The organism is Streptomyces noursei ATCC 11455, assembly GCF_001704275.1.
GTDB lineage: Bacteria > Actinomycetota > Actinomycetes > Streptomycetales > Streptomycetaceae > Streptomyces > Streptomyces noursei.
This window is the reverse complement of the sequence record NZ_CP011533.1, coordinates 1,759,543-1,781,989: the sequence shown is the minus strand read 5'-3', so window position 1 is coordinate 1,781,989 and position 22,447 is coordinate 1,759,543. Positions and strand designations below refer to the sequence as shown.

The following is a 22,447-nucleotide window of genomic DNA, read 5'->3' as shown; positions in this document are numbered from 1 at the left end:
ACGTGTCATACTCCCGCCCCATGACCTTGTCTGACAAGCTTCCGCCGCAGTCCGCCCACGCCCTCGACCGGGAGCGCATCCGCCGCGCCCCCAAGGTGCTCCTCCACGACCACCTCGACGGCGGTCTGCGTCCGGAGACGATCATCGAGCTGGCCGCGGCCATCGGCTACCGGAACCTGCCCACCACCGACCCCGCCGCCCTGGCCGGGTGGTTCCGCGACGCCGCCGACTCCGGCTCCCTGGAGCGCTACCTGGAGACCTTCGCGCACACCTGCGCCGTGATGCAGACCCGCGCGGCGCTGTTCCGGATCGCCGCCGAGTGCGCCGAGGACCTGGCCGCCGACGGCGTGGTCTACGCCGAGGTCCGCTACGCCCCCGAGCAGCACCTGGCCGGCGGCCTCACCCTCGACGAGGTCGTCGACGCGGTCAACGAGGGCTTCCGGGACGGCGAGCGCCGCGCCGCCGCGGCCGGCCACCGGATCCGCATCGGCACGCTGCTGTGCGCCATGCGGCACGCCGACCGCTCCCCGGAGATCGCCCGGCTCGCCGTCGCCCACCGCGACCGCGGCGTGGTCGGCTTCGACATCGCCGGCGGCGAGATCGGCAACCCGGCCAGCCGGCACGCCGAAGCCTTCGACTACCTGCGCGCCGAGGGTGCCCGGGTCACCATCCACGCCGGCGAGGCGGTCGGCATGGACTCCATCCACGAGGCGGTGCTGCGCTGCGGCGCCCACCGCATCGGCCACGGCGTCCGCATCACCGACGACATCACCATCGGCGCGGACGGCCAGGTCACCCTCGGCCGGCTCGCCTCTTACGTCCGCGACATGCGGATCGCCCTGGAGGTCTGCCCGACCTCCAACCTCCAGACCGGCGCCGCCGCCAGCTACCCCGAGCACCCCGTCGACCTGCTCCGCCGGCTCGGCTTCCGGGTCTGCCTCAACACCGACAACCGCCTGGTCAGCGGCACCACCATGACGCAGGAGTTCCAGCACCTGCGGGACACCTTCGGCTACGGCGCCGCCGAACTGGAGGAGTTCACGGTCAACGCCGCCAAGGCCGCCTTCCTGCCCTTCGACGAGCGGACCGCCCTGATCAACGAGGTGGTCCGGCCCGGCTACGCGCGGCTGCGGGCCCGGGAACTCAGCCGCGTCCCGGTGGACGGGACGGCCGCCGCCCCGGCCGCGTAGCCGGGCGCCCGCCCCACGAGGTCGTCGGCCGGGCGGGGACCGGGTACGGCCGCGCCCCGGATCCCGGCCCCGGGCCGTGCTCCGTCCGGCGCCGATGGTCCGTCCGCCGTCCCGGCCAGCAGCCGCCGGATCTCGTGGACCGCGGACCGGCCCGCCCGATTGGCGCCGATGGTGCTGGCGGACGGCCCGTAGCCGACGAGGTGCACCCGGGGGTCGCGCACCGCCCGGGTCCCGGCCATCCGGATGCCGCCGCCCGCCTCGCGCAGCCGCAGCGGCGCGAGATGGTCGATGGCGGCCCGGAAGCCGGTCGCGTACAGCAGCACATCGGCCTCGACGGTCCGCCCGTCGTCCCAGGCCACCCCGTCCGGGGTCACCCGGGCGAAGAGCGGAAGCCGGTCCAGGACGCCGCTCTCCCGGGCCCGCCGGACCGCCTCGGTCATCGGCAGCCCGGTCACGCTCACCACGCTGCGCGGCGGCAGCCCCTGCCGGACCCGCTCCGCCACCAGCGCGACCGCGGCCCGCCCCTCGTCCGCGCCGAACGGTCCGGTGCGGAACACCGGCGGCCGGCGGGTCACCCAGGTCGTCGCCGCGGCCACCGGCGCGATCTCGATCAGCTGCTGGACGGCCGAGGTGCCGCCCCCGACGACCACCACCCGGGCGCCGCGGAACTCCTCGGGTCCGCGGTACTGCGCACTGTGCAGCTGCCGCCCCCGGAAGCCCTCCTGGCCCGGGAACCGCGGCCAGAACGGCCGGTCCCACGTCCCGGTCGCGTTGATCACCGCCCGCGCCGCGTATTGCCCCTGCGAGGTCTCCACCAGTAGTCGGCCGTCGTCGGCGTCCCGCACCGCGGTGACGCTCACCGGCCGGTGCACCCGCAGTCCGAACCGCTGCTCGTAGGCCGCGAAGTACCCGCCGATCACCTCGGCCGACGGCCGCGCCGGATCGGCGTCGGTCAGCGCCATGCCGGGCAGCGCGTGCATCCCGTGCACCTTGTCGTAGGTCAGCGTGGGCCAGCGGAACTGCCAGGCGCCGCCGGGGCGCGGGGAGTGGTCGAGGACCACGAAGTCCGCGTCCGGCCGGTAGCCGGTCCGCCCCAGATGGAAGGCGGCGGCCAGGCCCGCCTGCCCGGCGCCGATCACCACGACCTCGACCTCACGCACCCCGGTGTAGTTCATGTTTCTACTAACCCGTGGTGGGGTCGGGATCTTCCCGCCCGGCCCCACCACGGGTGCCGCGTCCGGCTCAGCGCCCGCCGGCCACCAGCAGCGGTGCGCCACCCGGAGCCGAGGCCGGCCGCCCGTTCGCCGCCGGGACGCCGGCCAGCGGCGACGGACCGGCGGGCAGCAGCCCCCGTGCGGCGAGCTCCGGCCGGACCCCCTCGCCGAACCAGTACGCCTCCTCCAGATGCGGATACCCCGACAGCACGAAGTGCTCGATGCCCAGCGCGTGGTACTCCTCGATCCGGTCGGCCACCTCGGCATGGCTGCCGACCAGCGCGGTGCCCGCGCCGCCCCGCACCAGGCCGACCCCCGCCCACAGATTGGGCGAGATCTCCAACGCGTCGCGCGAACCGCCGTGCAGCGCCAACATCCGCTGCTGGCCCACCGACTCGCTCCTGCCCAGGGCCTGCTGGGCGGCGGCCACGGTGTCCGGGTCGAGGTCGTCCAGCAGCCGGTTCGCGGTCGCCCACGCCTCCTTCGAGGAGTCCCGCGAGAGGGTGTGCAGCCGGATCCCGAACCGCACCGTCCGCCCCTCCCGCTCCGCCAGACCCCGGATCCAGTCGATCTTCTGCCGCACCTGCTCCGGCGGCTCGCCCCAGGTCAGATAGACATCGACGTTCCGTGCCGCCACCGGCCCGGCCGCCGCCGAGGACCCACCGAAGAAGATCTCCGGCAGCGGGTCCGGCGGCAGCGCGGTCAGCCCGCCCTCGACCTGGTAGTGCTCCCCCTGGAAGTCGAACGGCCGGCCGCCCCACACCCCCCGCACGATCCGCAGGAACTCGTCGGTGCGCGCATACCGCTGATCATGGTCCAGATGGTCGCCGAACCGCTTCTGCTCGGTCGAGTCCCCGCCCGTCACCACGTTCAGCAGCAGCCGCCCCCGCGAGACCCGCTGGAACGTGGCCGCCATCTGCGCGGCCAGCACCGGCGAGATCACCCCCGGCCGGAACGCCACCAGGAACTTCAGCCGCTCGGTGACCTGCGACAACGCCATCGTCGTCAGCCAGGCGTCCTCGCACCACGTACCGGTCGGGGTGAGCACCGCCTCGAACCCCAACTGCTCGGCGGCCTTGGCGATCTGCGTCAGATACCCGACGTCCGGTGCGCGCACCCCGCTCACCGGGGTGATCCGGTCCCGCCGGATGCCCCCGTCGGTGTAGGCGTGCCGGTCCACGAGGGTCCGGCCGTCACCGCCGGTCGGCAGGAACCAATGCAGGTGTACGGACATGTCACTGGGCCTTTCCGTAGGTGCGCGGCGCCGTGCCCGAAGGCGGCAGACCGCCGTTGAAGCGGGGATCGACCAACTCCCCGAAGTCGAAGGACCGCGGGATCAGCTTCAGCGCGGCGAAGGCGTCCACGATGCGCTGCTCGGAGCCGATGGCGGCCCGGTCCACGGCAACCGGCACCGCCGTCCCCCGGGTGCGCCGGACCGCGTCCCGCGCCACCCCCTCCGGCAGCCCGGTCGCCTTCGCCCAGGTCTTCGCCCAGGCCGCCGGATGCCGGAACACCCAGTCCTGGGCCCGCCGCAGCCGCGTCGTGTAGTCCTTCAGCGCCGCCGACTTCGCCCGGTCGTCCAGCGCGGCGGGCGCGGCGACCTGGAAACTCAGCCCGTTCACCAGCCCCTGACCGGTCGTCAGGATCCGGGCGCCAGCCTGGTCGAGCGCCTGCGAGGTGTACGGGTCCCACACCGCCCAGGCGTCGACCTTCCCACGGGTGAACGCGGCCAGCGCGTCCGCCGGCTGGAGGTAGTCGAGCGTGACGTCCTTCGGCGACAGGCCCGATGCCCGCAACGACGCGATCAGCTGGTAGTGCGCCGAACTGCCCTGTGCCACCGCGATCGACTTGCCCTTGAGCTCCGCCGGGGACCGCAGCGGCGAGTCCTTCTTCACCAGGATCGCCTCGCCGTCCGACCGGCTGTGGGACCCCGCGATCACCTTGATCTTCGACCGCGCGGCACCCGCGAACACCGGCGGGGTGTTGCCGACCGCCCCGACGTCCACCGCCCCGGCGTTGACCGCCTCCAGCAGCGGCGGCCCCGAGGTGAACGTCGACCACTTGATCGTGTACGGCAGGTCGTCCAGCTCGCCGGCCGCCCGCAGCATCGCCTCCGAACCCCCCTTCTGGTCCCCGACGTTCAGCGTCGGCGACCCCTTGCCGTCGGTGCGACCGCCGAGCCCGCCCCCGGTCCCGTCCGCCCGCGAGGCACCGCCGCAGGACGTCAGGACCAGGACGAGGGGCAGCGCGGCCAGGGCGAGGGACGGCCGGCGGCGGCTCGCCGCCCGGCCGATGATCGATGCACGTCTCATGAGGGGTCCGTCGCTTCCGTCACTTCCGTCACTGCCGTTCTGCCGTTCCCCACCGGGAGAGGGCGGCGCTGGCCGGGATGGTGGAGCTGCCAGGGATGTGGAGCTGTCCGGGACGGCACCGGGATCGGGTGGCCCGTCAGGGGGCAGCTGCCGGATGCCGGACGTCATGCGTCGGCACCCCGTCCGTCAGGTGTCCCCTGCGCGTCCGCGCCGCCGTCCGCGTCGCCGTCCGTGTCGCTGTCCGCTTCGCCGCCCGTGCCGCCGTCTGCTTCGGCGACGCCCAGACGGCCGAGCAGTCGGGCGCGCAGCGCCGTCCACCGCGGATCCCCGGCGTCCCGCGGCCGGGGCAGCTCCACCGCCGTCTCGTGTGCGATCCGGCCGTCCGCCATCACCAGCACGCGATCGGCCAGCAGCAGCGCCTCCTCGACGTCATGGGTGACCAGCAGCACCGCGCACCCCCGCTCCCGCCACACCTCGGCCACCAGCCGCTGCGCGGTGATCCGGGTCAGTGCGTCCAGCGCGCCGAACGGCTCGTCGAGCAGCAGCAGATCCGGATCGCGCACCAGCGCCCGCGCCAGCGACGCCCGCTGCGCCTCGCCCCCGGAGAGCGTCTTGGGCCAGGCATCCGCCCGGTGATCGAGCCCGACCTCCGCCAACGCCCGTGCCGCCTTGGCCCGTTCGGGGCGCCCTGGCAGTCCCAACAGGACGTTCCGCCACACCCGTTTCCACGGCATCAGCCGTGGTGCCTGGAACGCCACCGCCCTGCGCCGTGGCACCAGCACCTCGCCCTCGATCTCCCGATCGAGCCCCGCCAGCACCCGCAGCAACGTCGACTTCCCGCACCCGCTGCGCCCGAGCAGCGCCACGAACTCGCCCACCCGGATGTCGAGTCGGACCCCGTCGAGGACCCGCCGCCGGTCGAATTCCCGCACCAGCCCGTCGACCCGCACCGCGACCCCGCCGCCCTCCTGCGCGTCCGCCGCGCCGGCGACCGTAGCCGCCGCGACCGACTCCGACGGCCGAGACGACTCGGGAGGCCGGGTCGAGATGCCGGAGGTCACTGCCCCGTGAACGTCGGTCGCCACTGCAACAACAGCCTTTCGAGCGTACGGACAAGGAAATCGGCGAGCAGCCCGAGAACGGCGTAGACCACCAGACACACCACGATCACGTCGGTGCGGAAGAACTCCCGGGCCTGATTCATCAGGAAGCCCAGCCCGTCGTCGGCATTGACCTGTTCCCCGAAGACCAGCGCCAGCCAGGCCGTCGCCAGTGCGTACCGCAGCCCCGTCATGGCGCCGGGCAGCGCCCCGGGCAGCACCACGTGCCGGATCAGCCCCCACCGGCCCAGCCCGAGCGACGTGCCGGCCTCCACCAACTGCGCGTCCACGCCCCGGACCCCGGCGTACACGTTGAGATACAGGTGGAACGCCACCCCGACCGCGATCAGCGCGATCTTCGGCGCCTCGCCGATCCCCAACCAGATGATGAAGAGCGGGATGACCCCCACCCAGGGAATGGACCGCAACATCTGCACGGTCGCGTCGACCAGGTCCTCACCCAGCCGCGAGAGCCCCGACACCAGCGCCAGCGCGATCCCGACGGCCGCGCCGGTCACCAACCCCACCGCGACCCGCTGCAGCGACACCGCCATCGCGGACGGCAGCGTCCCGTCCGCGACCAGGCCGCCGGCCGTACGGGCGATGTCCACCGGAGACGCCAGCAGGTCCGCCGGCAACACTCCACCGCCGCTCAACACCTGCCACACCACGACCAGTCCGACCGGCCCCACGGCCCGCCGCACCCACCGCGGCACTGCCCACCGCCGTCCCGACACCGGAACCACCCGGGACAGCACAACGGCCCCGCCCGGCCCCACCGGCACCCCGGCCGGAACCCGCCCGGCCGCGGCAGCCTGCTCACCGCTCATCGACAACCCCAGACACAGAAGAACGCGAACGCACGCACCGGACCAGGCCGCGCCGCGGCACACCACGGTCAACGCCGCGGCACCGCACGCCACACCACGACCGGCACCGAAGCACCCGACCGAAAACTCAGCAGATCCAACAGATCCAACAGATCCAACAGATTCAGCGAGCAGATCCGCGGATCACGAACGGAAAGAACGTCAACAACCGCGGCCGCGGCGACAACACGCGGCGGAGGCCACCCGCAGCAGGTCGATGTGACCGCGCGTGGTGAGCAGGGCTGACGTAGACATGCCGACGAACGTAGCGCCGCCCCCAGGACCGGTCAAACCCCCGTCTCGGCCCCCGGACCTTTGTTGCCGCGACATTGACCGACCATTGCGCCCACCCCCTCACCCCCTCCCCGCGCCGTATGCCGGTCTCCTGCGCTTTCTTCGTCTTCTTTGTCTTCTTTGAGAACATCACCGCATGGCTGCAACCTTCACGACACGAGAGATTGACGTACGCACCGGCTCCACGGAGACGGTCCACGACCTGACCCGCGAGTGCGTCGACTTCCTACGGGACACGGCACGGGGCCGCGACGGACTGCTGAACGTCTTCACGCCGCACGCCACGATGGGCGTCGCGCTCCTGGAGACCGGCGCCGGCAGCGACGACGATCTGCTCGCCGCCCTCCACGACCTCCTGCCCGCCGACGACCGCTGGCGCCACCGCCACGGCACCCCGGGCCACGGCCGCGACCACGTCCTCCCCGCCCTCGTCCCCCCACACGCCACCCTCCCGGTCCTCGCCGGCGAACTCGCCCTGGGCACCTGGCAGTCGGTGTGCCTGGTCGACACCAACATCTCCAATGTCAACCGTAAGGTTCGACTGAGCTTCCTGGGCTGATCAAGATCGTCCTGGGTGTGGCCGCGAAATCTCCGTACCCTGCGTGCCCTGAACGGAGAAGCCTTGCGCGGTACGGACCTGGACATGATCGAACGACCCTACGACGGATGTGGAAAATGCCTGCTGGGCGTGCGACGGCTGTCGCGTGTGAAGGCGGCCACGTCGTCACCGGAGCGGCAGCGGGAGGACGTCCTCACTGCCGCCGCGTCCGTCGGAGGGCACATCATCGGCTGGGCCGATGACTGGGAGGTGTCGGGCGCCACGGACCCGATGACGCGGCCCAAGCTCGGCCCGTGGCTGCGTGACGAGAGGGGCCCGTACGACGGCTTGGTCGCCGCAGCCGTGGACCGCCTCGGTCGCAATGTCGTCGACTGCCTGAACACCGGCTACAAGATGCGCGACGAGGGAAAGCTGCTCGTCACCTACGGACACGAGGGCCCGTGGGACCTCGACGACCAGGCGGACGAGAACCGCTTCACCATGGAGGCATGGGGCGCGCAGATGGAACTGCGCGCCATCCAGCGCCGCAATCGCAGCGCCACCATCAAGACCCGGGCAGCCGGACGCCCCAAAGGCAAGCCCTCCTACGGATTCCAATTCGTCCGGCGCGTGATGGGCGGCAAGATCGACCACGTCGAACTGCACCCGCACGCCTCGACGGTGATCCGGCTCGTCGCCCGCCGGATCCTGGCCGACCCCGAGCACAACACTCCCAGCAGCGAGGCGGCTCGGCTGAACCGCGCAGGCGAGTTGGCCCCCGCCGACCACCTGGCCGTGATGTACGGCAAGCCCGCCCGCGGCCGGCCATGGCACCCGACGAGCCTGAAGAACATCCTTCTCTCAGAGGCGGCGCTGGGCTACCTGATGCACAACGGCAAGCCCGTCATCGACCAGGACGGACATCCCGTACGCCTCTGCGAGGGCCTGTGGGACTGGACGACACACGAGGCGCTGAAGAGGGCTCTCACGCCTCGGCCGACGCCGTGGAAGGGCCGCCGATCGAACCGCAGCTACCTGCTGACGGAGGTGGCACTATGCGGGCAGTGCCACCACAGGCTGTTCACGCAGACCTCCGCCGATGCACCGCCTCGATACGTGTGCACCGTCCGGAACAAGGGATGGCTGAGCGCGCAGTACTGTCGCCCGGCGCCCCTGATACGTGCCCATCTCCTGGAGGAGTACGTGTCGGTTCCTGCAGAACTTCGGCGATGGCGCGATATTCGAGACCGTCTACGACCCCGGCAATGGGGTGCCGCAACGCATCGCAGAAGTGCAGGCCACGAGGGAGCGGCTACGGCTCGACCGCGAGGCCGGCCTGTACGACGCGGCTGATGATTCTCAGTGGTTTCGAGAGCGATACGCCGCCCTGGGACGTGAACTGGCCGCGTTGGAGGCCGAGCAGGTGCGTCCGCCGGGGATGATCCAGCGACCGACGGGAGAGACAGTCGCCGATCGCTGGGACAAGGCACTCGATGTCCAGGCGCGTAAGGAGATCCTCCTGGACTTCGGGCTGCGGGTCACGCTCTTCCCAGCCGGTGCACCCGTCCGTTACGTGGTGGGTGTGATGCACGGGCCGGAGCGAAATCCTTCCGGCACCCCGTAGCCAGGGAGCACTACACGAATACTCCGGCTCGGCAAAAACCCTGGATTCCTTCGATCGTGAGGCGCCTGAGTCAGGTTCGCACAGAGAGGTGACGCAGTGACTGAAGGAATCCGGCCCGGGCAGACTGCCGGCAGCTTTCGGGCTGAAGAAGAACGGTGTGACGGGCGCACCGTGGACCTGCCGTCATGGCTGGTGACTACAGCAAACGAGCAAGTCTCGGCAACCGTTGCCGGGCTCTACGGTGGACGGCCTCGAAGCCGTGATCGCCAGCAGGGCTCCTTTGAACTAACGCTGGACAGCGGTGCGGTGGCGGTGAGCGTTGATGGCTCGGGAGGCGTGGTCAACCGTCTTGTACTGGACGCGGGGGAGGAACGCGGACCGACTCATATCTGCGATGGGCTCAACTTCCTCGAGCCGATGGACAACGCAGGCGATCCTTGCGGTTGTCCCGATTCGCTCTTCGACCGAAAAGCCGCCGCTCGGTCCGGTCGCGGACCCAAACCAGATGCCCGTCTCACCTTCAGGCTCATGGCGGCACCGGACTTGGGGTTGTTCAACCTGACTTCTTCATCGTGGGCGTTTTCTGAATCATTGAGTGCCGCCGTCGCGGGTATGGAGTGTGGAGTCACGGGTACGCCGATGGAGATATGTCTGCGACGGAAGGTCTTCACAACGAGGTCAGGGATGACTGCCTGCTTTGTGCGTCCGGTCCTTTCGGCCGTTCAGCAAGAGTTCGCCACTCCAAACCAACTCCGACTTGCTGCCTGACTCCGGAGCTGATCTCGGTGCGCTACCGAACCTGGAAGCCTTCTTGATCACTGAGGGCAGGTCGAAGACTCTTGGCGAGGTGCAGGTCTGTACCCGGCGTACAGGCCGGTCTCGTCCGCCCCACCTGGGACTTCACCCCGGAAAGGGCCTCTGACCTGCGTCGGAGGCCCTTTCCGGTCTTTCGGGGCCTTGCCTGTTTAGGTAGCGGAAAGTCCCCGGAAAGTCCCCCTGACAGACCGGAAAGTCCCCGAAAAGTCCCCGGGATGGGCTGCCTGGCGAGCCCTCTGAGCAGGCGATTCGACGTATGGCGCCACGGGGGAAGGCACTGATGGCCTATGGGCTGCCGCCTCCCTTGGGCTGTGGATGCATGCCGGCCGGCGGGCTATGCCGGCTCTCGACCCAGAGGTCAGTGAATGGCCCAGCTCTTCGTTCGGTCTCCGCACTTCAAGGTGTCCAGCCGGAAGGCGAGCTGGGCAGCCGCGTCAAGGTCACCCAGGTCGGCACGACGGATGAACGAGCCGAGCGTGTGAAGGTCCCGTAGTTCAGTGAGTACCGGGATTCCCGGCCAGTCGGCGAGGTCGTAGCCATATGCGTCGGAGAAGGCGCGGAGTTGGGCTGGGGTGCGTCCGAAGCGGACGCCCTGGAAGGTGTTGGCGAGGTCAGCCTCCCGGGGACCGATCGCTGCTTCGTCCCAGTCGCCGAGTCTGGCAGCGGTGCCGTCCCAGAGGGTGTTGCCCGGGTAGGCGTCACCGTGGAGCAAACCATGGCCGAGGGGAAAGTCGAGTTGGGCGTAGGCGTCCAGGAGTTCGTCGGAGCGGTCGAGTATCCACGCGCGGTCGCTGGGTGCGAGGGCGGCGCTGGACTCGACGGAAGGGCGTAGAGCCAGGTGGGGGCGGTAGGCGGGTAGCTCGATGGGAGGCTCGGGGAGCTGGTGCAGCCGGCGGAGCAGGTGGCCGAGGTGTTCCGGGCCTGGCGGCGGGCCTCCGGGCTGTGGGTAGTGCTGCCACAGAGTGATCACGTACCTGTGAACGTCCACGGGCTGCGGTACGTCGAGTGGCTCGGTGATCTCAAGTCCCTGGTCGGCGAGCCACCGGGTGAGGGCGATGGCTCGTTGAGCCGCGGCGCGGTGTTCGTCCCGGCTGACCCGGACGACGGCGTCGGCATGGGGCAGGAGGTAGACGGAGGTGGCGTGGGTGCGCAGCGGCGAGATGCCGCGTCCGGAGAGTCCCCAGACTTCGCAGGCTTGTTGAGCAGCGTCCTGGGGCGTGAGGGATGTCGTGGTCATCGCTCCGACCGTAGCGCGGCTGTGCCGTCGATGACCTGGTAGCCGTGAATGAGGTCCGCCAGCTGTCCAATCGTCCGGTTGCCTTTGAGGTCGGTTCGGCGCATGAGACTGCCCAGACGGTCCATGGCGCTGCCCAGCTGGCGGATGCGCATCCGCGGGGGCAGGTCCAGGACATGCTGGAGGGCGGTCGTCGCCCCGTCGGGGTCTCCCTGGAGGACCCCGGCGGTGATCAGATCGATATGGGCCAGGGCCTCATCCCCGTACGAGCGCTCCTCCCTCGGGCCGCTGCGGTAGGCGGCGATGGCGGCGGTGGCATGCCGGTGGGCCGCCTCGTACTTCCCAAGCAGCGTGTAGGTGCCGCCGAGGTAGTAATCCTGCTTCGCAGGGGGAAAGGTCAGCAGACCGCCGAACTGCTCGACCTCGTCATGAGCCGGCGTCTCCTCCCTTGCCCGCCGCATTCGGTCGATCGCGGCCAGGGACAGCTCGCAATCGCCGATCCGGGCCGCGGCTCGGGCCTCGATCGCGGCGATACGGATACGGGCCTCGCCGGCCGGCGCAAGCCGGGCCGCGTGCTCCGTCAGCCTCAGCGCCATCCGGTTCTGCGGCGACCATTCGGCGATCAGCGCGGCCGTGCCCGCGGCCCATGCCCGTAGCCCGGTGTGATCCGCCTGCTCGGCGCACAGTCGAGCAGTACGGATCTGCGCCATCGCGGATGCCTGTTCACCGAGATTCTGCGAGGCATGCGAGAGCAGCAGGCACGCTGTCCCCGCGAGCATCAACAGCTCGCGACTCTGCTGGGGACGTTGCCTGCCTTGCAAGCGGCCGAAGAGCTCATCCCGCACCTCGACCAGCTCGGTGAACAGGGGGAGCAGCGGCGCGTGGACGTAGTCGGTGGCGATGCGGGCGAGGGTGAATCCGAACTGCTCCAGCTCGTCTGTACTGACGTTGCTGGAGGAGATGAATTCGGCGAACGCGCTGGAGGATTGCGCCGCTCCGGTGGCGAGCGAGCGCAAATGGTCGGATTCCTCACGATCGGGCTCCGGCACCTCGCGCCTGGGCGTACCACCGTGACCGAGCGGACGGAGTTCGGCCGGCACTTCCAGCGCGTCCAGAAACGCCTGGGTCTTGTCGAGGCGCGTGAGGCGGCGGGCTCCGGATTCGAGCTGGGAGAGGTAGCCCTGACTGAGTCCGGTGAGGCGAGCGAGGTCGTCTTGACGTAAACGGGCGTGCTGTCGTAGGAGGCGGCTCACCTGCCCGAAGTCCATTTCCCGTAGGGCTTCTTGGACGACGGGATCCGACCAGACGTAGGGAGGGACAGCGGGCGGATCGGGCTCAGCCGTCGGGACTGGGGTGCTTCGTGCACAGGCCCCGCACAGTTCCCGATCGTCCGGGTTATAGCGGCTGAGGCGGCACCCGCAGTTCAGGCAACGACGCTCACCGCTCATTACCCCTCCCGGCGTCGGCCGACCGATACGGACGCATGGCGCTCATGCTGGCATTGCAGTTGCCATATTGCAGCCCAACTTCCTTATTACCCCGGCGATATGCGATCTCTTCCGCTCCCTGGCAGCGTGCCACCCAAGCCGTTGCCGAGACTCATCGACTCGGCACGGCAGGGACCTTGGGAGGTATGTCCATGGCGGCGAACCACCAGATGGCGTTCCACAATTCCTGCAGGGAATCGGCGGCTCTCCGCCGTCGGCACGGCGGCCGGCGTCGAGCCTGTGGCAGCGGACCACGGCGGATGGCGTGAGGGCAGGTATGGACATCGCCGCCCTGGCCATGGAAGCCATCATCGAACGAGCCGAACTGCAATCCAGCGTCTCACTGTCCTCCGACGACCTCGCACCGCGTCGGGCCCGGGCATTCGCCCGGACCACGCTCACCGAGTGGGGCCTGGACGCGCTCGCCGATCGCGTACTGCTCATCGTCAGCGAACTCGTCACGAACGCACGCCGCCACGGCAGGACCAAGGACGAGGGCCTGTTGGAGGAGATCACCATGACGATCTCCTACCGGAATGACGTCGTAGGAATCGAGCTGGAGGACAACTCCTGCCAGCTCCCCGCCCCGCGTACGGGACCGATCAGCGGGCTCAATGGCCGGGGCCTGCACATCGTGGCAGCCGAGGCAGATGCCTGGACCTCACATCTCAAGCCGGATGGCACAGGCAAACGGGTCCTTGCCTTCCTGCACTGCCCGTCAATGCTGCCGGCCGTCTGACCGCGGCCAGCACCTCTCCCTCGTCACTTCACGCATCCGATCAGACCCTGGAGCTGTTCGTCATGCCCGCACATTCACCGCCTGCGCTGCTGTCCCTCCTGACAGGGAGGGAAACCGAGATTCTGGGCCTGGTCGCCGATGGCCTGGCAAACAGTGAGATCGCGGCCCGCACCGGCTTGGCCGAGGACACCGTCAAGGGCTACCTCCGCAGTATCCGGACCAAGCTGGGTACGAGCCGCCGGGCCGCCCTCGCCGACCTGGCGTGCCGAGCAGGCCATGAAGCCCGGCCAGCTGGCGCGGAGGCCGTACGGCCGGCGCTCTCCGAGGAGGAGACGACCACGCTCAGGCTGCTCGCCCGGGGCGCGGGTGCGAAAGAAGTCGCGAAGGCGCAGCTGATGTCACACCAGGGTGCCAAGAAGCACATCCGGCGGCTGCTGGACAAGATCGGTGCCGCTGACGCCGTGCACGGAGTAAGCCTCGCCTGGAGCTGGGACATCCTCAACGCCGGCGCAGGGGTGGGATCCCGATGACGGCGTCTTCCCAGGGCAGGCGTGCGCTCGTTCTCGATCTCGACGGTGTCCTGCTCGATACGCGACCGATCATGCGGCAGGCATGGCAAGCGGTACGCGAACACCACTGCATCGACGTACCGTTCGAGGCATACGAGCAGCACCTCGGTCGTCCCTTCGACGACATCATGGAACGGCTCGGCCTCGCCGATGCGGACCTTGTTCACGAGACGTACGCGGAGGCGTCGCAGCAGAGCTGCGAGCTGGCCCAGCCGTTCGACGGTGTGGAGGAAGTGCTCCACGCATTCGCTGCTGCCGACTGGTTGCTCGGGGTCGTCACGTCCAAACCCTTTGACCGCGCCGCTCCACTGCTGGCCCGGCTCGGGTGCCCTTTTGCCGCGGTACGGACCCCCAGCGGTGAGGTGCGGGGCAAACCTGCACCGGACCCGCTGATGCTCGCCCTCGTTGATCTCGCCACTGATCCCGCGTCCGCGGTGTTCGTGGGCGATATGGCCGTCGACCGCGAGTGCGCACGGCGGGCCGGTGTCCCGTACGTGCATGCCGTCTGGGGCTATGGCGAGCCCGGCAGCCCGGCACCCGAGATCGCGGATGACCCGCGGGACCTCCTCCGGTTGCTGGGCACGGGCTGCGAGTCGGGTCCCTTTGTCGCGGGGAGCCTGCTGTGAGCACCGTGAAGAGGAGTGCCCTCGGCCTCGCCCGGACGTTCGTGGGGGAGCAGATCGTCTGGGCGCTCGTCGGGGAAGCGCCCCTGCGACACATCACGGCCGCCCACATCACCACGTTGGATCTTGAGGCTCTGCCGGTCGACCGAACAGAGGTGGACCGGTACGTCACCAAGGTCATGTCCGCGCTGGAGGCGTACAGCTCGCGGCTCGCCGAGACGCAGGGTGGGGCCTCGTGGTTGTACGTGCAGCACGTCCCCATACGGCGTCTGATCACGCAGCTGGTGCGGAAGCTCCTGGCCCTGAGTGCCTGGCCCGAGTTCGCTGCGACCCCTGGGCCTTTGACCCTTGCTCCCTACGAGGGGCTTCTCGGGTTGCGGGAATGCAGCTCACGCGAGTACCGCGCCTACACCGTCACCTGGTCGGGCGTTGCGTACGCCCTCGGTGCGCAGGCGCCGCACAATCCGGCGCGCTCCGCCCGGCTGCGAAAGCTCACCGCTCCACATCTCGACAGCCGCCGCGTAGACGCGTCGACGTCTTCGGCCATGGCTACGGCCGAGGTAGTGGCACTGTCCTGGTCATCACGACACGCGCAAACCCTGCTGCCGGTACTGGAGCAACTTGCAGGCGAAGGCCGATCCAGCGTGTTGGTCGACCTCGCCACGGACCCGGTGGAACGCTGCCCAGCCCCCGCAAACGGGTCCGTCACGTTGCGGCCAGCACCCTCTGCGGCGCTCACGGCTTCTGGAACGGTCCCCGGACTGCGGCCAGATGCCGAAGAACCCACCGGAGTCGATAGCACGGTCCAAGTCGGCGTTCACACCGTTCGGTTGGACCGGCTGGAGCGCCTCGCCGCCGCACTTCTCGAAGAGAGCGGTGGATGTACGCAGCCGTCCTGGCAAGCCGTAGCGCGAGTGGAGGAGTGGCTCGACGAGCTGCTCGACGCGGTACGCCCGCATACTGTGCTGCTGAGCAACGACATCAGTCCGCTGGGGGCCCTCGCCGCCCATGTCGCCGAGCGGCACGGTGTGACCACCGTGAACGTCCAGCACGGCGCGTGGACACCTGAGTCGGTCGCCTGGCCCGCCCTCCACAGTCGCCACATCGTGGTGATGGGTGACCGCGACGTCGCCGCGGCGCAGGCGTGGGCTCGGCACCCCGGGGCCGAGATCCACGTCCTGGGGCAGCCGCGCTTCGATGCTCTCGCCGACCTTGGGAGAGAAGCGCAACGCCGCTACCTCCAGAAGTTGCTCGGAGCTTGCAACGGACACGGCCCGGAGCGGATCGCGGTGTGGGCATGTCAGCCGTTCAGCCCGGAGCGCTTGCAGGCCCAGGCGGACATCATCCTCGACGGCCTGATGAATGCCCGGGGATGCTGGGGCCTGGTTATCGCCCCGCACCCAGTCCAAGAGGGGCATGTCTTCGACCGCTTGCTGCGGGAGGGCGGAGAGCCGCCGGTGGCCGTGGCCGACCCGCGCGTCGGAGCGCGCGGTTGCCTGGCGGGTGCGGATGCCGTGGTCAGCGTGTCTTCCACATGCGGCATCGAAGCCGTCCTCCTCGATGTACCCGTCGTCGAACTGGAACGTCCCGGCGACCGCACGCTCGGTCTCGCAGAACATGCCGCCGCGCATCGCTGCCGTACGGCTTCCGACGTTACGGACGCGCTCGACCTCGTGAGCCGGGGGAGCACCCAAGTACCGCGAGAAGCGCGCGATGCGGTGTGCCGCTGGCGAGGCCGCAGCGCTGCTGACGTCGCCCAGCTCATCATGCGCCAGGCCGAGGCCGGCAACTCGCACACCGACCCAACAGACCACCAACCCGAGGGCGCCGACTCCAGCCCGCCCCGGGGCGAGGGAGCCACCGTCCGATGACGAACCTGACCGCCGACAGCGTCGCCGAACTCTTCACCGGGGCCGTCACGTTGGCCAAGAGCGGGGAGAAGATCAGCCCCCGCGGGATGGCCACGCGCGAGGTCCTCGACGTCACCATGCGCCTGACCCAGCCCAGGGCCCGGCTCCTGTACGCGCCGCCCGCCCGCATCGTGAACCCCGCCTTCGCGGTGGCCGAGACCGTCTGGCACCTTTCCGGCACCGATGCTCCGTGGATCTTCGACTACAACGCGCGGCTGCGACAGTACGCGGACGATGGCGTCCTCCGTGGCGCCTATGGGCCCAGGATGCGGAGCTGGGGAGGCACGGTCGACCAGCTCCACCGCGCCGTGGAGATCCTCAAGGATGACCCCGATTCCCGGCGGGCGATCATCCAGCTCTACGACCCGGCCCGCGACACCGCCGGCCATAAAGACGTCCCTTGCACACTCGGCTTCCGCTTCAACCTGCGCGGCGGACGACTGCACATGTCGACCACGATGCGCGGCCAGGACGTGTGGATCGGCATGCCGTACGACCTGTTCTTCTTCACCACGCTCCACGAGCTGGTGGCCGGATGGTTGGACGCCGACCTGGGCGAATACCACCACCACGTCGGCTCCCTCCACATCTACGAGCGCGACATCGAGCACGCCGATGCGTTGACCGGCGTGACGGCGAGCCCGTTGATGCCTGAACTGACCACGCCGTGGGACGGGTTCGAGCAGCTTCTCGACCGGACCCAGGCCGGCGAGGAGACCGGCCACCCAGGTTGGGATGCCATGGCACAGACCATGCGCAGCTACCGGCTGTGGAAGGGCGGTCAGCGGGAGCAGGCGACGCGTATCGCCGGTGCCACGCGTGGGCCCCTCGGGGGAGCGTTGACCGCCTGGTACTCGGAGCTGACGAACCGCGCCGGCAGTTCGCTGACCACCGCAACGGCGGTGAGGAGGTGATGGCTGCCGTGAGCCGCAAGCCGTCCGTGGTGCTGGGCATCTGCTCCTTCACCCACGACTCCGCTGCCGCACTCCTCATCGACGGCGAACTGGTGGGATTCGTCGAAGAGGAGCGCTTGTCCCAGCACAAACACACCCGTGACTACCCCCGTCAGGCCATCGCGTGGCTGATGGACGACGCAGGTATCACGCCCGCCGACATCGACGCCGTCGCGTACAACTTCCAGCCCATGCGCTACCTCGCCGAGACTCCTGCCGCCCTGCGCATGGCGCTGTCGGGTACGACGCGACGGCGGGCCCTTCCGAGGGCCGCGGGTTTCTCCAAGGTCGCCGTACGCACCCGGCGTCGCCTGAAACTCCTCGCTCAGCACTTCCCCGGTGCTCGTGTCATCCCCGTACTGCACCATCGAGCCCATCAACTTGCCGCGTTCACGGCATCGGGCTGGGAGGAGGCGGCCGTCCTCGTCGTCGACAGCCTCGGCGAGCGACAGACCACGACCATCGCCCACGCTCACCACAGCACCCGCCCGCGGGTTCGCATGCTGGAAGAGCTCATGGACCCGGCGTCGCTGGGCTATGTGTACGGAGCGGTCACTGAGCACCTCGGCTGGCGCCGTGGCGACGAAGAAGGCACCGTGATGGCCCTCGCCGCGCTCGGCAACCCCGGTCGATTCCGTCACACCTTCTCCCGCGCGGTCCACACCACTGCCACCGGCTTCACCGTGGACCCGGCGTACTTCCCTCCCCGCGTGCTCACCTCCGGTTACCCGCGCACCTCCCCTCGGCTCACCGTCGAGACCTGCCCGCCCCGGCACCCGGACGAGCCGGTCCAGGAGATCCACCAGGATCTGGCCGCCGCCCTCCAGGAGCGCACCGAGCAGATCATGCTCCACCTCGCGAGACGAGCCCGTGTGCTGAGCGGTTCGCGGCGGCTGTGCGTGGGCGGCGGAGTCGCCACCAACTGCGTCAGCATCGGACGGATCATCGAGGCCGGCATCTTCGACGAGGTCTTCGTTCCGCCGGCTCCCGGTGACGCCGGTACCGCGATCGGAGCCGCAGTCGCCGTGCACACCGACAGCGGCAGCCCACGGCCGTTGTCCGGGATCGCCCGTGCCTGCTACCTCGGCCCGGCCTTCCCGGAGCCGGTGCTGGACCTCACGCCGTGGCCCAACCTGCAACAGAAGCTCCTCGGTGCCGAGGCCGCGGAGTTCCTTGCGGATCAGCTGGCCCAGGGAATGATCGTCGGGCTGTTCCAGGGCCGTGTCGAGGCCGGCCCACGTGCTCTGGGAAACCGGTCCATCCTCGCCTCTCCCCTCGAAGCCGGGGTGGTCGAGCGGCTCAACGCCACGGTGAAGTTCCGCGAGCCCTTCCGCCCGTTCGCGCCCATGGTCACTGCCGCCCGCGCCGGGGAGTTCTTCACCCTCGGCCAGGCCGCGCCGTACATGTCCATGGCCTCCCAGGTGACGGATACCGCCCGCGAGCAGATTCCCGCGATCGTCCATGCCAACGGCACCGCCCGACTCCAGACCGTCACGCCCGCACAGAACCCCTTCGTGCACGCGGTCCTGGAGGCGTTCGCCCGCCGCACCGGAGTACCCGTCCTGATCAACACCTCGCTCAACGTCAAGGGCAAGCCCATCTGCGGCACGCCGGAGATGGCTCTGGACTGCCTGGCGAACTCAGGGCTGGATGCCCTGCTCATCGAAGGGCGGTGGATCTCCAAGTGAAGATCGGTTACAGCTTCTGGGGCTTCCTGGGAAACGGGATCACCAACACCCCTGACGGCGGCCGGAGCCACCGCCGCCCGCTGATCGACGCGCTTCTCGGGCGCGGCCACGAGATCGTCTTTCTGCAGACCAACCGTGATCGGATCGAAGCCGGTGACGCTCTCGGCGACCACTACGCCTTCGACGGCGGCATTCCGGACATCGACCTGCTGTTCCTCGAATGGCGCTGGCCCATCGAAGGGCGCAACACCAGCCCCTGCGGCACCGTGGGACATACCTGTGACCTCCACCGCCAGGCGGAGCTGCTCAAGCACTACACCGTTCGTCGCCGCACCCCCACCGTGATCTGGGACAAGGACCGGCAACTGCGGGAAGACAGCATCTGGCGCAGAACCCCGAACGTCATGGTGTGCGAAGCCGCCCTCGCGCCCACCCCCGGCGCCCACCGCGTGCTCTTCCCCATCGATGACGCGCTTCTGGACGGCGCCGACCCGGTCGCCCTGGCCGGCGAGGACCGTAGGACGCCGCTCGGCTACGCCGGCAACCAGTACGACCGCGATGACGCATTCGACCGCTTCTTCGCGCCGGCCGCCGCCCGCTTCGAGCACTGGGTCGGCGGCAAATGGACCCGCACCGAGTGCTGGCCGCACGTCAGCTTCCTCGGACGGATCCCCTTCACCGATGTCTCCCGCCTCTACAACGGCACCCTGGCCACCGTCCTCCTCCTGCCGGAGCGATACGCAGTGGCAGGCCAGATGACACAGCGGATCTTCGAAGCCGTACTCGCCGGCTGCCTACCGCTCGCGCCGGCCGGCATCAAGCACGTCGAACGGTTCGTCCCCGAAGATCTTGTCGTCACGACGGGCACCCACGTGATCCGGCGCATCGCGGCCTTCCAGCAGATCGCGGGTAGCCAACAGCACGCCGAACTGATCTCGGATTGCCTCGGCCGGCTGGAGCTCTTCCGGCTCAGCCGCCAGGCCGACGCCCTGGAATCCGTGCTGGACACGGCGACTAACGCGGGTGTCGCCCAACGGCAGGCGGTCGCCCGATGAGTGTCCTTGCCCGGGCCATGACGCCTGGATCACGTGGATATGTCCCGATGGGCTTGCCGTCCGGGCGTCCGAGTACCTCTACCCTGGAGCACCATGAAGAAGGTCGCCATCGTCGGCTGCGGAGGCAGCGGCAAGTCCCATCTGGCCCGCCAGCTGGCCACGCTGCTCGATGCACCGGTGACGCACCTGGATGCCGCGTTCTACGACGACGAGTGGAACGCCCTGCCCATGGAGAAATTCGCCGAGGTACAGCGCGACCTGGTCGCGCAGCCGGCCTGGGTGATCGACGGGAACTACAACTCCACGCTGCAGATCCGGCTCGAAGCCTGCGACACCGTGGTGCTGATGGACGTCTCGACCCCGGCCGCACTGTGGGGGATCTTCTCCCGGCAGATCCGGCACGGTGCCGGACACAAGGGCAACGGGGTGCACAACCGCATCCACTGGGGCGTGATCAAGTACGTGGCCACGTATCGGCGCAAGATGCGACCGCGGGTCATGGCCAAGATCGAGGAGTTCGCCTCCGGGCGCGCCGATGTGGTGATGCTCACCGGCCGCCGGCACACGCGGCGCTGGCTGCAGCAGATCGCCACACAGCACGCCTGAGCGCGCCGCGCCCCGAGCGGGGGTGCGGCAGGTGATCACGAACCCGTTTCTCGACCCCGATCGACAGGGCGAGCTGTACGGCCACGACGCTCGGCTGGCCAGCCGCTCCACTGCTCTGATGCGGGCGAGGACCGCCGGCCGTCCCGTCCCCGAGGCCATCGTCCAGCTGGCTCAAGCGCACCAGGCCGGGGCCGGCCGTCGCCTCGGCTTGGTGGCGGACATCGGCTGTGGTCGCGGCACCAGCACCCGAGTCCTGGCCGAGCAGCTGAGGCCGCAGCGCCTCCTGGGCATCGATGCCTCTCCGGCACTGGTGGCCGCCGCCCGCAGGCGTGTCGGCCACCACCCCGGAACACAACTGGCCTTCCTCCAAGGGGACTTCCACCATCTGCCCCTCCCCGACGCGTCGTGTGAGCTGGCTGTTGCCGCGTTCTGCCTCTACCACTCACCCGAACCCGGCCGCGCCATCGCCGAGATCGCCCGCTCCCTGGTCCCCGGCGGGATCGCGGTGCTCGTCACCAAGGCGATCGACAGCTACAAAGAGCTGGACGCCCTGGTGGCAGCAGGACTCGACCCACGCGCCGAGCGGCACGAGAGCCTCTACGCCACCGCGCACGGAGGCAACCTCGCCGACCTGACGAAGCCGACCATGGACGTGGTGGCGATCGAGCACGAGGAACACCGCTTTGAGTTCTCCGATCTCGATCACGCCGCCGAATACCTCGCCACCAACCCCAAGTACGACCTCGCGCCCGGCTTGTACGGCAACCCGGGCGCGCTGGCCGCCGCACTTCATGAATGGCACGTGGACAAGCCGATCGCCACCACCTCGGTCATCACGTACGTCGTGGCACGGTCCGAGAGGGGCCAGTCCTGATGTCGTTCCGATTCACCAAGAACTACGAGACCTTCGCAAAGGCGGCTGCCGCGGCCCGTCACCACGGATGGCTCGCCACCCATGCCAAGCCGCTGCGGCAGCCGGCCCTGACGGCGGTCGGCCCGAACAGTCTCACGTTCGAGTTCATCGACGGTCGCCACGCCCGCAGAGAAGACCTCCCACGCCTCGCCGAGATCCTGGGAGACGCGCACGGCGCCGCTTGGGCAAGCGACCTGCACCGCGCCCAGATGGACAGGCCGCACACCTTCCGGGACGTCACCGTCTTCGAGGATTTCCGCTCGTGCCGGGAAGCGGCTCTGCGTAAACGGCTGCAGCAGGGCTTCCTGCCCAATCCATCTGCCCTGCACGCCATGCTGACGCTGCTGGAGCGCTCCGCCGACGGGCCTGCTGCCTTCTACAAGGACTGCAACCCACGGAACTTCCTGATCACTGGGGACGACACGGTCTTCAGTCTCGATACGGACGACCTCACCCTCGCACCCTTCGGATACGACCTGGCCAAGCTGATCGCGACGCTGATCATGACGCACGGCCCGATCGCCCCGTCCGACATCGCAGCAGCTCTGCACGTATACAACCGCGCCGCCGCCCAGCACGACGCCCAGCTGGGTACGACGAGCCGAGAGCGCCTCGGCAACTTTCTCGCACTTCATGCCGTGCTGACCGCGCCCTATGCCGGTCGCAACGGCTACCGCTACCGCTGGCTGCCCCAGCGCTGACCAACCCAAGGT

Annotated in this window: 23 protein-coding genes; 15 read left to right on the top strand and 8 right to left on the bottom strand. The window is 69.6% G+C overall.

Annotation, left to right across the window (positions count from 1 at the left end; translation table 11 throughout):
• Positions 1 to 20: 20 nt before the first annotated feature.
• Positions 21 to 1,190: an adenosine deaminase gene (locus tag SNOUR_RS07490; protein WP_067344854.1), complete on the top strand. Its 1,170-nt coding sequence runs from the start codon at positions 21 to 23 to the stop codon at positions 1,188 to 1,190.
• Here the strand turns inward: SNOUR_RS07490 and SNOUR_RS07485 are convergent.
• From SNOUR_RS07485 to SNOUR_RS49215, 6 genes are all read right to left on the bottom strand, one after another.
• Positions 1,118 to 2,365, bottom strand: a complete 1,248-nt coding sequence (locus tag SNOUR_RS07485) for an NAD(P)-binding domain-containing protein (protein WP_079142329.1) — start codon at positions 2,363 to 2,365, stop codon at positions 1,118 to 1,120. The genes SNOUR_RS07490 and SNOUR_RS07485 overlap by 73 nt on opposite strands.
• Positions 2,366 to 2,432: 67 nt before the next feature.
• Positions 2,433 to 3,638, bottom strand: coding sequence for an LLM class flavin-dependent oxidoreductase (locus tag SNOUR_RS07480; protein WP_067344852.1), 1,206 nt, complete (start codon positions 3,636 to 3,638; stop codon positions 2,433 to 2,435).
• Position 3,639: 1 nt separating this feature from the next.
• Positions 3,640 to 4,716 (bottom strand): ABC transporter substrate-binding protein, encoded by a 1,077-nt coding sequence (locus SNOUR_RS07475; RefSeq protein WP_067344850.1) that lies wholly within the window; start codon positions 4,714 to 4,716, stop codon positions 3,640 to 3,642.
• A 164-nt stretch (positions 4,717 to 4,880) separates the two neighbouring features.
• Positions 4,881 to 5,801 (bottom strand): ABC transporter ATP-binding protein, encoded by a 921-nt coding sequence (locus tag SNOUR_RS07470; RefSeq protein ID WP_174717850.1) that lies wholly within the window; start codon positions 5,799 to 5,801, stop codon positions 4,881 to 4,883.
• Entirely contained in the window at positions 5,774 to 6,646 is an 873-nt protein-coding gene (locus SNOUR_RS07465) for an ABC transporter permease (RefSeq protein ID WP_312632099.1), read from the bottom strand. Before SNOUR_RS07465 ends, SNOUR_RS07470 begins: the two co-directional genes overlap by 28 nt.
• A gap of 201 nt (positions 6,647 to 6,847) precedes the next feature.
• Positions 6,848 to 6,940: a putative leader peptide gene (locus SNOUR_RS49215; RefSeq protein ID WP_340629387.1), complete on the bottom strand. Its 93-nt coding sequence runs from the start codon at positions 6,938 to 6,940 to the stop codon at positions 6,848 to 6,850.
• 175 nt (positions 6,941 to 7,115) lie between these two features.
• Between SNOUR_RS49215 and SNOUR_RS07460 the strand changes: the two genes are divergently transcribed.
• The 4 genes from SNOUR_RS07460 (at position 7,116) to SNOUR_RS46070 (ending at position 9,909) form a co-directional block, all read left to right on the top strand.
• Positions 7,116 to 7,538: a YjbQ family protein gene (locus SNOUR_RS07460; RefSeq protein WP_067344848.1), complete on the top strand. Its 423-nt coding sequence runs from the start codon at positions 7,116 to 7,118 to the stop codon at positions 7,536 to 7,538.
• A gap of 84 nt (positions 7,539 to 7,622) precedes the next feature.
• Positions 7,623 to 8,870 (top strand): recombinase family protein, encoded by a 1,248-nt coding sequence (locus SNOUR_RS07455; RefSeq protein WP_312632098.1) that lies wholly within the window; start codon positions 7,623 to 7,625, stop codon positions 8,868 to 8,870.
• A gap of 85 nt (positions 8,871 to 8,955) precedes the next feature.
• Positions 8,956 to 9,141, top strand: coding sequence for a hypothetical protein (locus tag SNOUR_RS48150; protein WP_312632097.1), 186 nt, complete (start codon positions 8,956 to 8,958; stop codon positions 9,139 to 9,141).
• 96 nt (positions 9,142 to 9,237) lie between these two features.
• Entirely contained in the window at positions 9,238 to 9,909 is a 672-nt protein-coding gene (locus tag SNOUR_RS46070) for a recombination directionality factor (RefSeq protein WP_159425825.1), read from the top strand.
• 406 nt (positions 9,910 to 10,315) lie between these two features.
• On the opposite strand, the gene SNOUR_RS07450 is transcribed toward SNOUR_RS46070, so the two are convergent.
• Together SNOUR_RS07450 and SNOUR_RS07445 are read right to left on the bottom strand one after the other, a co-directional pair.
• Positions 10,316 to 11,194 (bottom strand): phosphotransferase enzyme family protein, encoded by an 879-nt coding sequence (locus SNOUR_RS07450; protein WP_067344846.1) that lies wholly within the window; start codon positions 11,192 to 11,194, stop codon positions 10,316 to 10,318.
• Complete coding sequence (locus SNOUR_RS07445; protein WP_312632096.1) at positions 11,191 to 12,459, bottom strand: helix-turn-helix domain-containing protein; 1,269 nt, start codon at positions 12,457 to 12,459, stop codon at positions 11,191 to 11,193. The genes SNOUR_RS07450 and SNOUR_RS07445 overlap by 4 nt, the downstream gene beginning before the upstream one ends.
• A 496-nt stretch (positions 12,460 to 12,955) precedes the next feature.
• Between SNOUR_RS07445 and SNOUR_RS07440 the strand changes: the two genes are divergently transcribed.
• From SNOUR_RS07440 to SNOUR_RS07395, 10 genes are all read left to right on the top strand, one after another.
• Positions 12,956 to 13,417 carry an ATP-binding protein gene (locus SNOUR_RS07440; protein ID WP_067344843.1) on the top strand — a complete coding sequence of 154 codons (462 nt, stop codon included), beginning with the start codon at positions 12,956 to 12,958 and terminating at the stop codon, positions 13,415 to 13,417.
• Positions 13,418 to 13,479: 62 nt separating this feature from the next.
• Positions 13,480 to 13,947 (top strand): LuxR C-terminal-related transcriptional regulator, encoded by a 468-nt coding sequence (locus SNOUR_RS07435; protein ID WP_067344841.1) that lies wholly within the window; start codon positions 13,480 to 13,482, stop codon positions 13,945 to 13,947.
• Positions 13,944 to 14,612 carry an HAD family hydrolase gene (locus tag SNOUR_RS07430; RefSeq protein ID WP_067344839.1) on the top strand — a complete coding sequence of 223 codons (669 nt, stop codon included), beginning with the start codon at positions 13,944 to 13,946 and terminating at the stop codon, positions 14,610 to 14,612. The genes SNOUR_RS07435 and SNOUR_RS07430 overlap by 4 nt, the downstream gene beginning before the upstream one ends.
• Positions 14,609 to 16,480, top strand: coding sequence for a hypothetical protein (locus tag SNOUR_RS07425; protein ID WP_067344838.1), 1,872 nt, complete (start codon positions 14,609 to 14,611; stop codon positions 16,478 to 16,480). Before SNOUR_RS07430 ends, SNOUR_RS07425 begins: the two co-directional genes overlap by 4 nt.
• The gene (locus SNOUR_RS07420) at positions 16,477 to 17,433 is read left to right on the top strand and encodes a thymidylate synthase (RefSeq protein WP_067344836.1); all 957 of its coding nucleotides are present in this window, start codon (positions 16,477 to 16,479) and stop codon (positions 17,431 to 17,433) included. Before SNOUR_RS07425 ends, SNOUR_RS07420 begins: the two co-directional genes overlap by 4 nt.
• Positions 17,433 to 19,160, top strand: coding sequence for a carbamoyltransferase family protein (locus SNOUR_RS07415; protein ID WP_067344834.1), 1,728 nt, complete (start codon positions 17,433 to 17,435; stop codon positions 19,158 to 19,160). The genes SNOUR_RS07420 and SNOUR_RS07415 overlap by 1 nt, the downstream gene beginning before the upstream one ends.
• A complete protein-coding gene (locus tag SNOUR_RS07410; protein ID WP_067344832.1) occupies positions 19,145 to 20,215 on the top strand; it encodes a glycosyltransferase family protein in 1,071 nt (356 codons plus the stop codon). The genes SNOUR_RS07415 and SNOUR_RS07410 overlap by 16 nt, the downstream gene beginning before the upstream one ends.
• A 93-nt stretch (positions 20,216 to 20,308) precedes the next feature.
• Complete coding sequence (locus SNOUR_RS07405) at positions 20,309 to 20,821, top strand: P-loop NTPase family protein (RefSeq protein WP_067344830.1); 513 nt, start codon at positions 20,309 to 20,311, stop codon at positions 20,819 to 20,821.
• Between the two features lie 31 nt (positions 20,822 to 20,852).
• A complete protein-coding gene (locus SNOUR_RS07400; RefSeq protein WP_312632095.1) occupies positions 20,853 to 21,695 on the top strand; it encodes a class I SAM-dependent methyltransferase in 843 nt (280 codons plus the stop codon).
• A complete protein-coding gene (locus SNOUR_RS07395; protein WP_067344829.1) occupies positions 21,695 to 22,435 on the top strand; it encodes a phosphotransferase in 741 nt (246 codons plus the stop codon). Before SNOUR_RS07400 ends, SNOUR_RS07395 begins: the two co-directional genes overlap by 1 nt.
• The last annotated feature ends 12 nt before the right edge of the window (positions 22,436 to 22,447 follow it).

Bases quoted from the DNA above. Each gene is read 5' to 3' on its own strand.
- SNOUR_RS07490 (WP_067344854.1), top strand. From the start codon at position 21: ATGACCTTGTCTGACAAGCTTCCGCCGCAGTCCGCCCACGCCCTCGAC.
- SNOUR_RS07485 (WP_079142329.1), bottom strand. From the start codon at position 2,365: ATGAACTACACCGGGGTGCGTGAGGTCGAGGTCGTGGTGATCGGCGCC.
- SNOUR_RS07480 (WP_067344852.1), bottom strand. From the start codon at position 3,638: ATGTCCGTACACCTGCATTGGTTCCTGCCGACCGGCGGTGACGGCCGG.
- SNOUR_RS07475 (WP_067344850.1), bottom strand. From the start codon at position 4,716: ATGAGACGTGCATCGATCATCGGCCGGGCGGCGAGCCGCCGCCGGCCG.
- SNOUR_RS07465 (WP_312632099.1), bottom strand. From the start codon at position 6,646: ATGAGCGGTGAGCAGGCTGCCGCGGCCGGGCGGGTTCCGGCCGGGGTG.
- SNOUR_RS49215 (WP_340629387.1), bottom strand. From the start codon at position 6,940: ATGTCTACGTCAGCCCTGCTCACCACGCGCGGTCACATCGACCTGCTG.
- SNOUR_RS07460 (WP_067344848.1), top strand. From the start codon at position 7,116: ATGGCTGCAACCTTCACGACACGAGAGATTGACGTACGCACCGGCTCC.
- SNOUR_RS07455 (WP_312632098.1), top strand. From the start codon at position 7,623: ATGATCGAACGACCCTACGACGGATGTGGAAAATGCCTGCTGGGCGTG.
- SNOUR_RS48150 (WP_312632097.1), top strand. From the start codon at position 8,956: ATGATCCAGCGACCGACGGGAGAGACAGTCGCCGATCGCTGGGACAAG.
- SNOUR_RS07450 (WP_067344846.1), bottom strand. From the start codon at position 11,194: ATGACCACGACATCCCTCACGCCCCAGGACGCTGCTCAACAAGCCTGC.
- SNOUR_RS07445 (WP_312632096.1), bottom strand. From the start codon at position 12,459: ATGGACTTCGGGCAGGTGAGCCGCCTCCTACGACAGCACGCCCGTTTA.
- SNOUR_RS07440 (WP_067344843.1), top strand. From the start codon at position 12,956: ATGGACATCGCCGCCCTGGCCATGGAAGCCATCATCGAACGAGCCGAA.
- SNOUR_RS07435 (WP_067344841.1), top strand. From the start codon at position 13,480: ATGCCCGCACATTCACCGCCTGCGCTGCTGTCCCTCCTGACAGGGAGG.
- SNOUR_RS07430 (WP_067344839.1), top strand. From the start codon at position 13,944: ATGACGGCGTCTTCCCAGGGCAGGCGTGCGCTCGTTCTCGATCTCGAC.
- SNOUR_RS07420 (WP_067344836.1), top strand. From the start codon at position 16,477: ATGACGAACCTGACCGCCGACAGCGTCGCCGAACTCTTCACCGGGGCC.
- SNOUR_RS07415 (WP_067344834.1), top strand. From the start codon at position 17,433: ATGGCTGCCGTGAGCCGCAAGCCGTCCGTGGTGCTGGGCATCTGCTCC.
- SNOUR_RS07405 (WP_067344830.1), top strand. From the start codon at position 20,309: ATGAAGAAGGTCGCCATCGTCGGCTGCGGAGGCAGCGGCAAGTCCCAT.
- SNOUR_RS07395 (WP_067344829.1), top strand. From the start codon at position 21,695: ATGTCGTTCCGATTCACCAAGAACTACGAGACCTTCGCAAAGGCGGCT.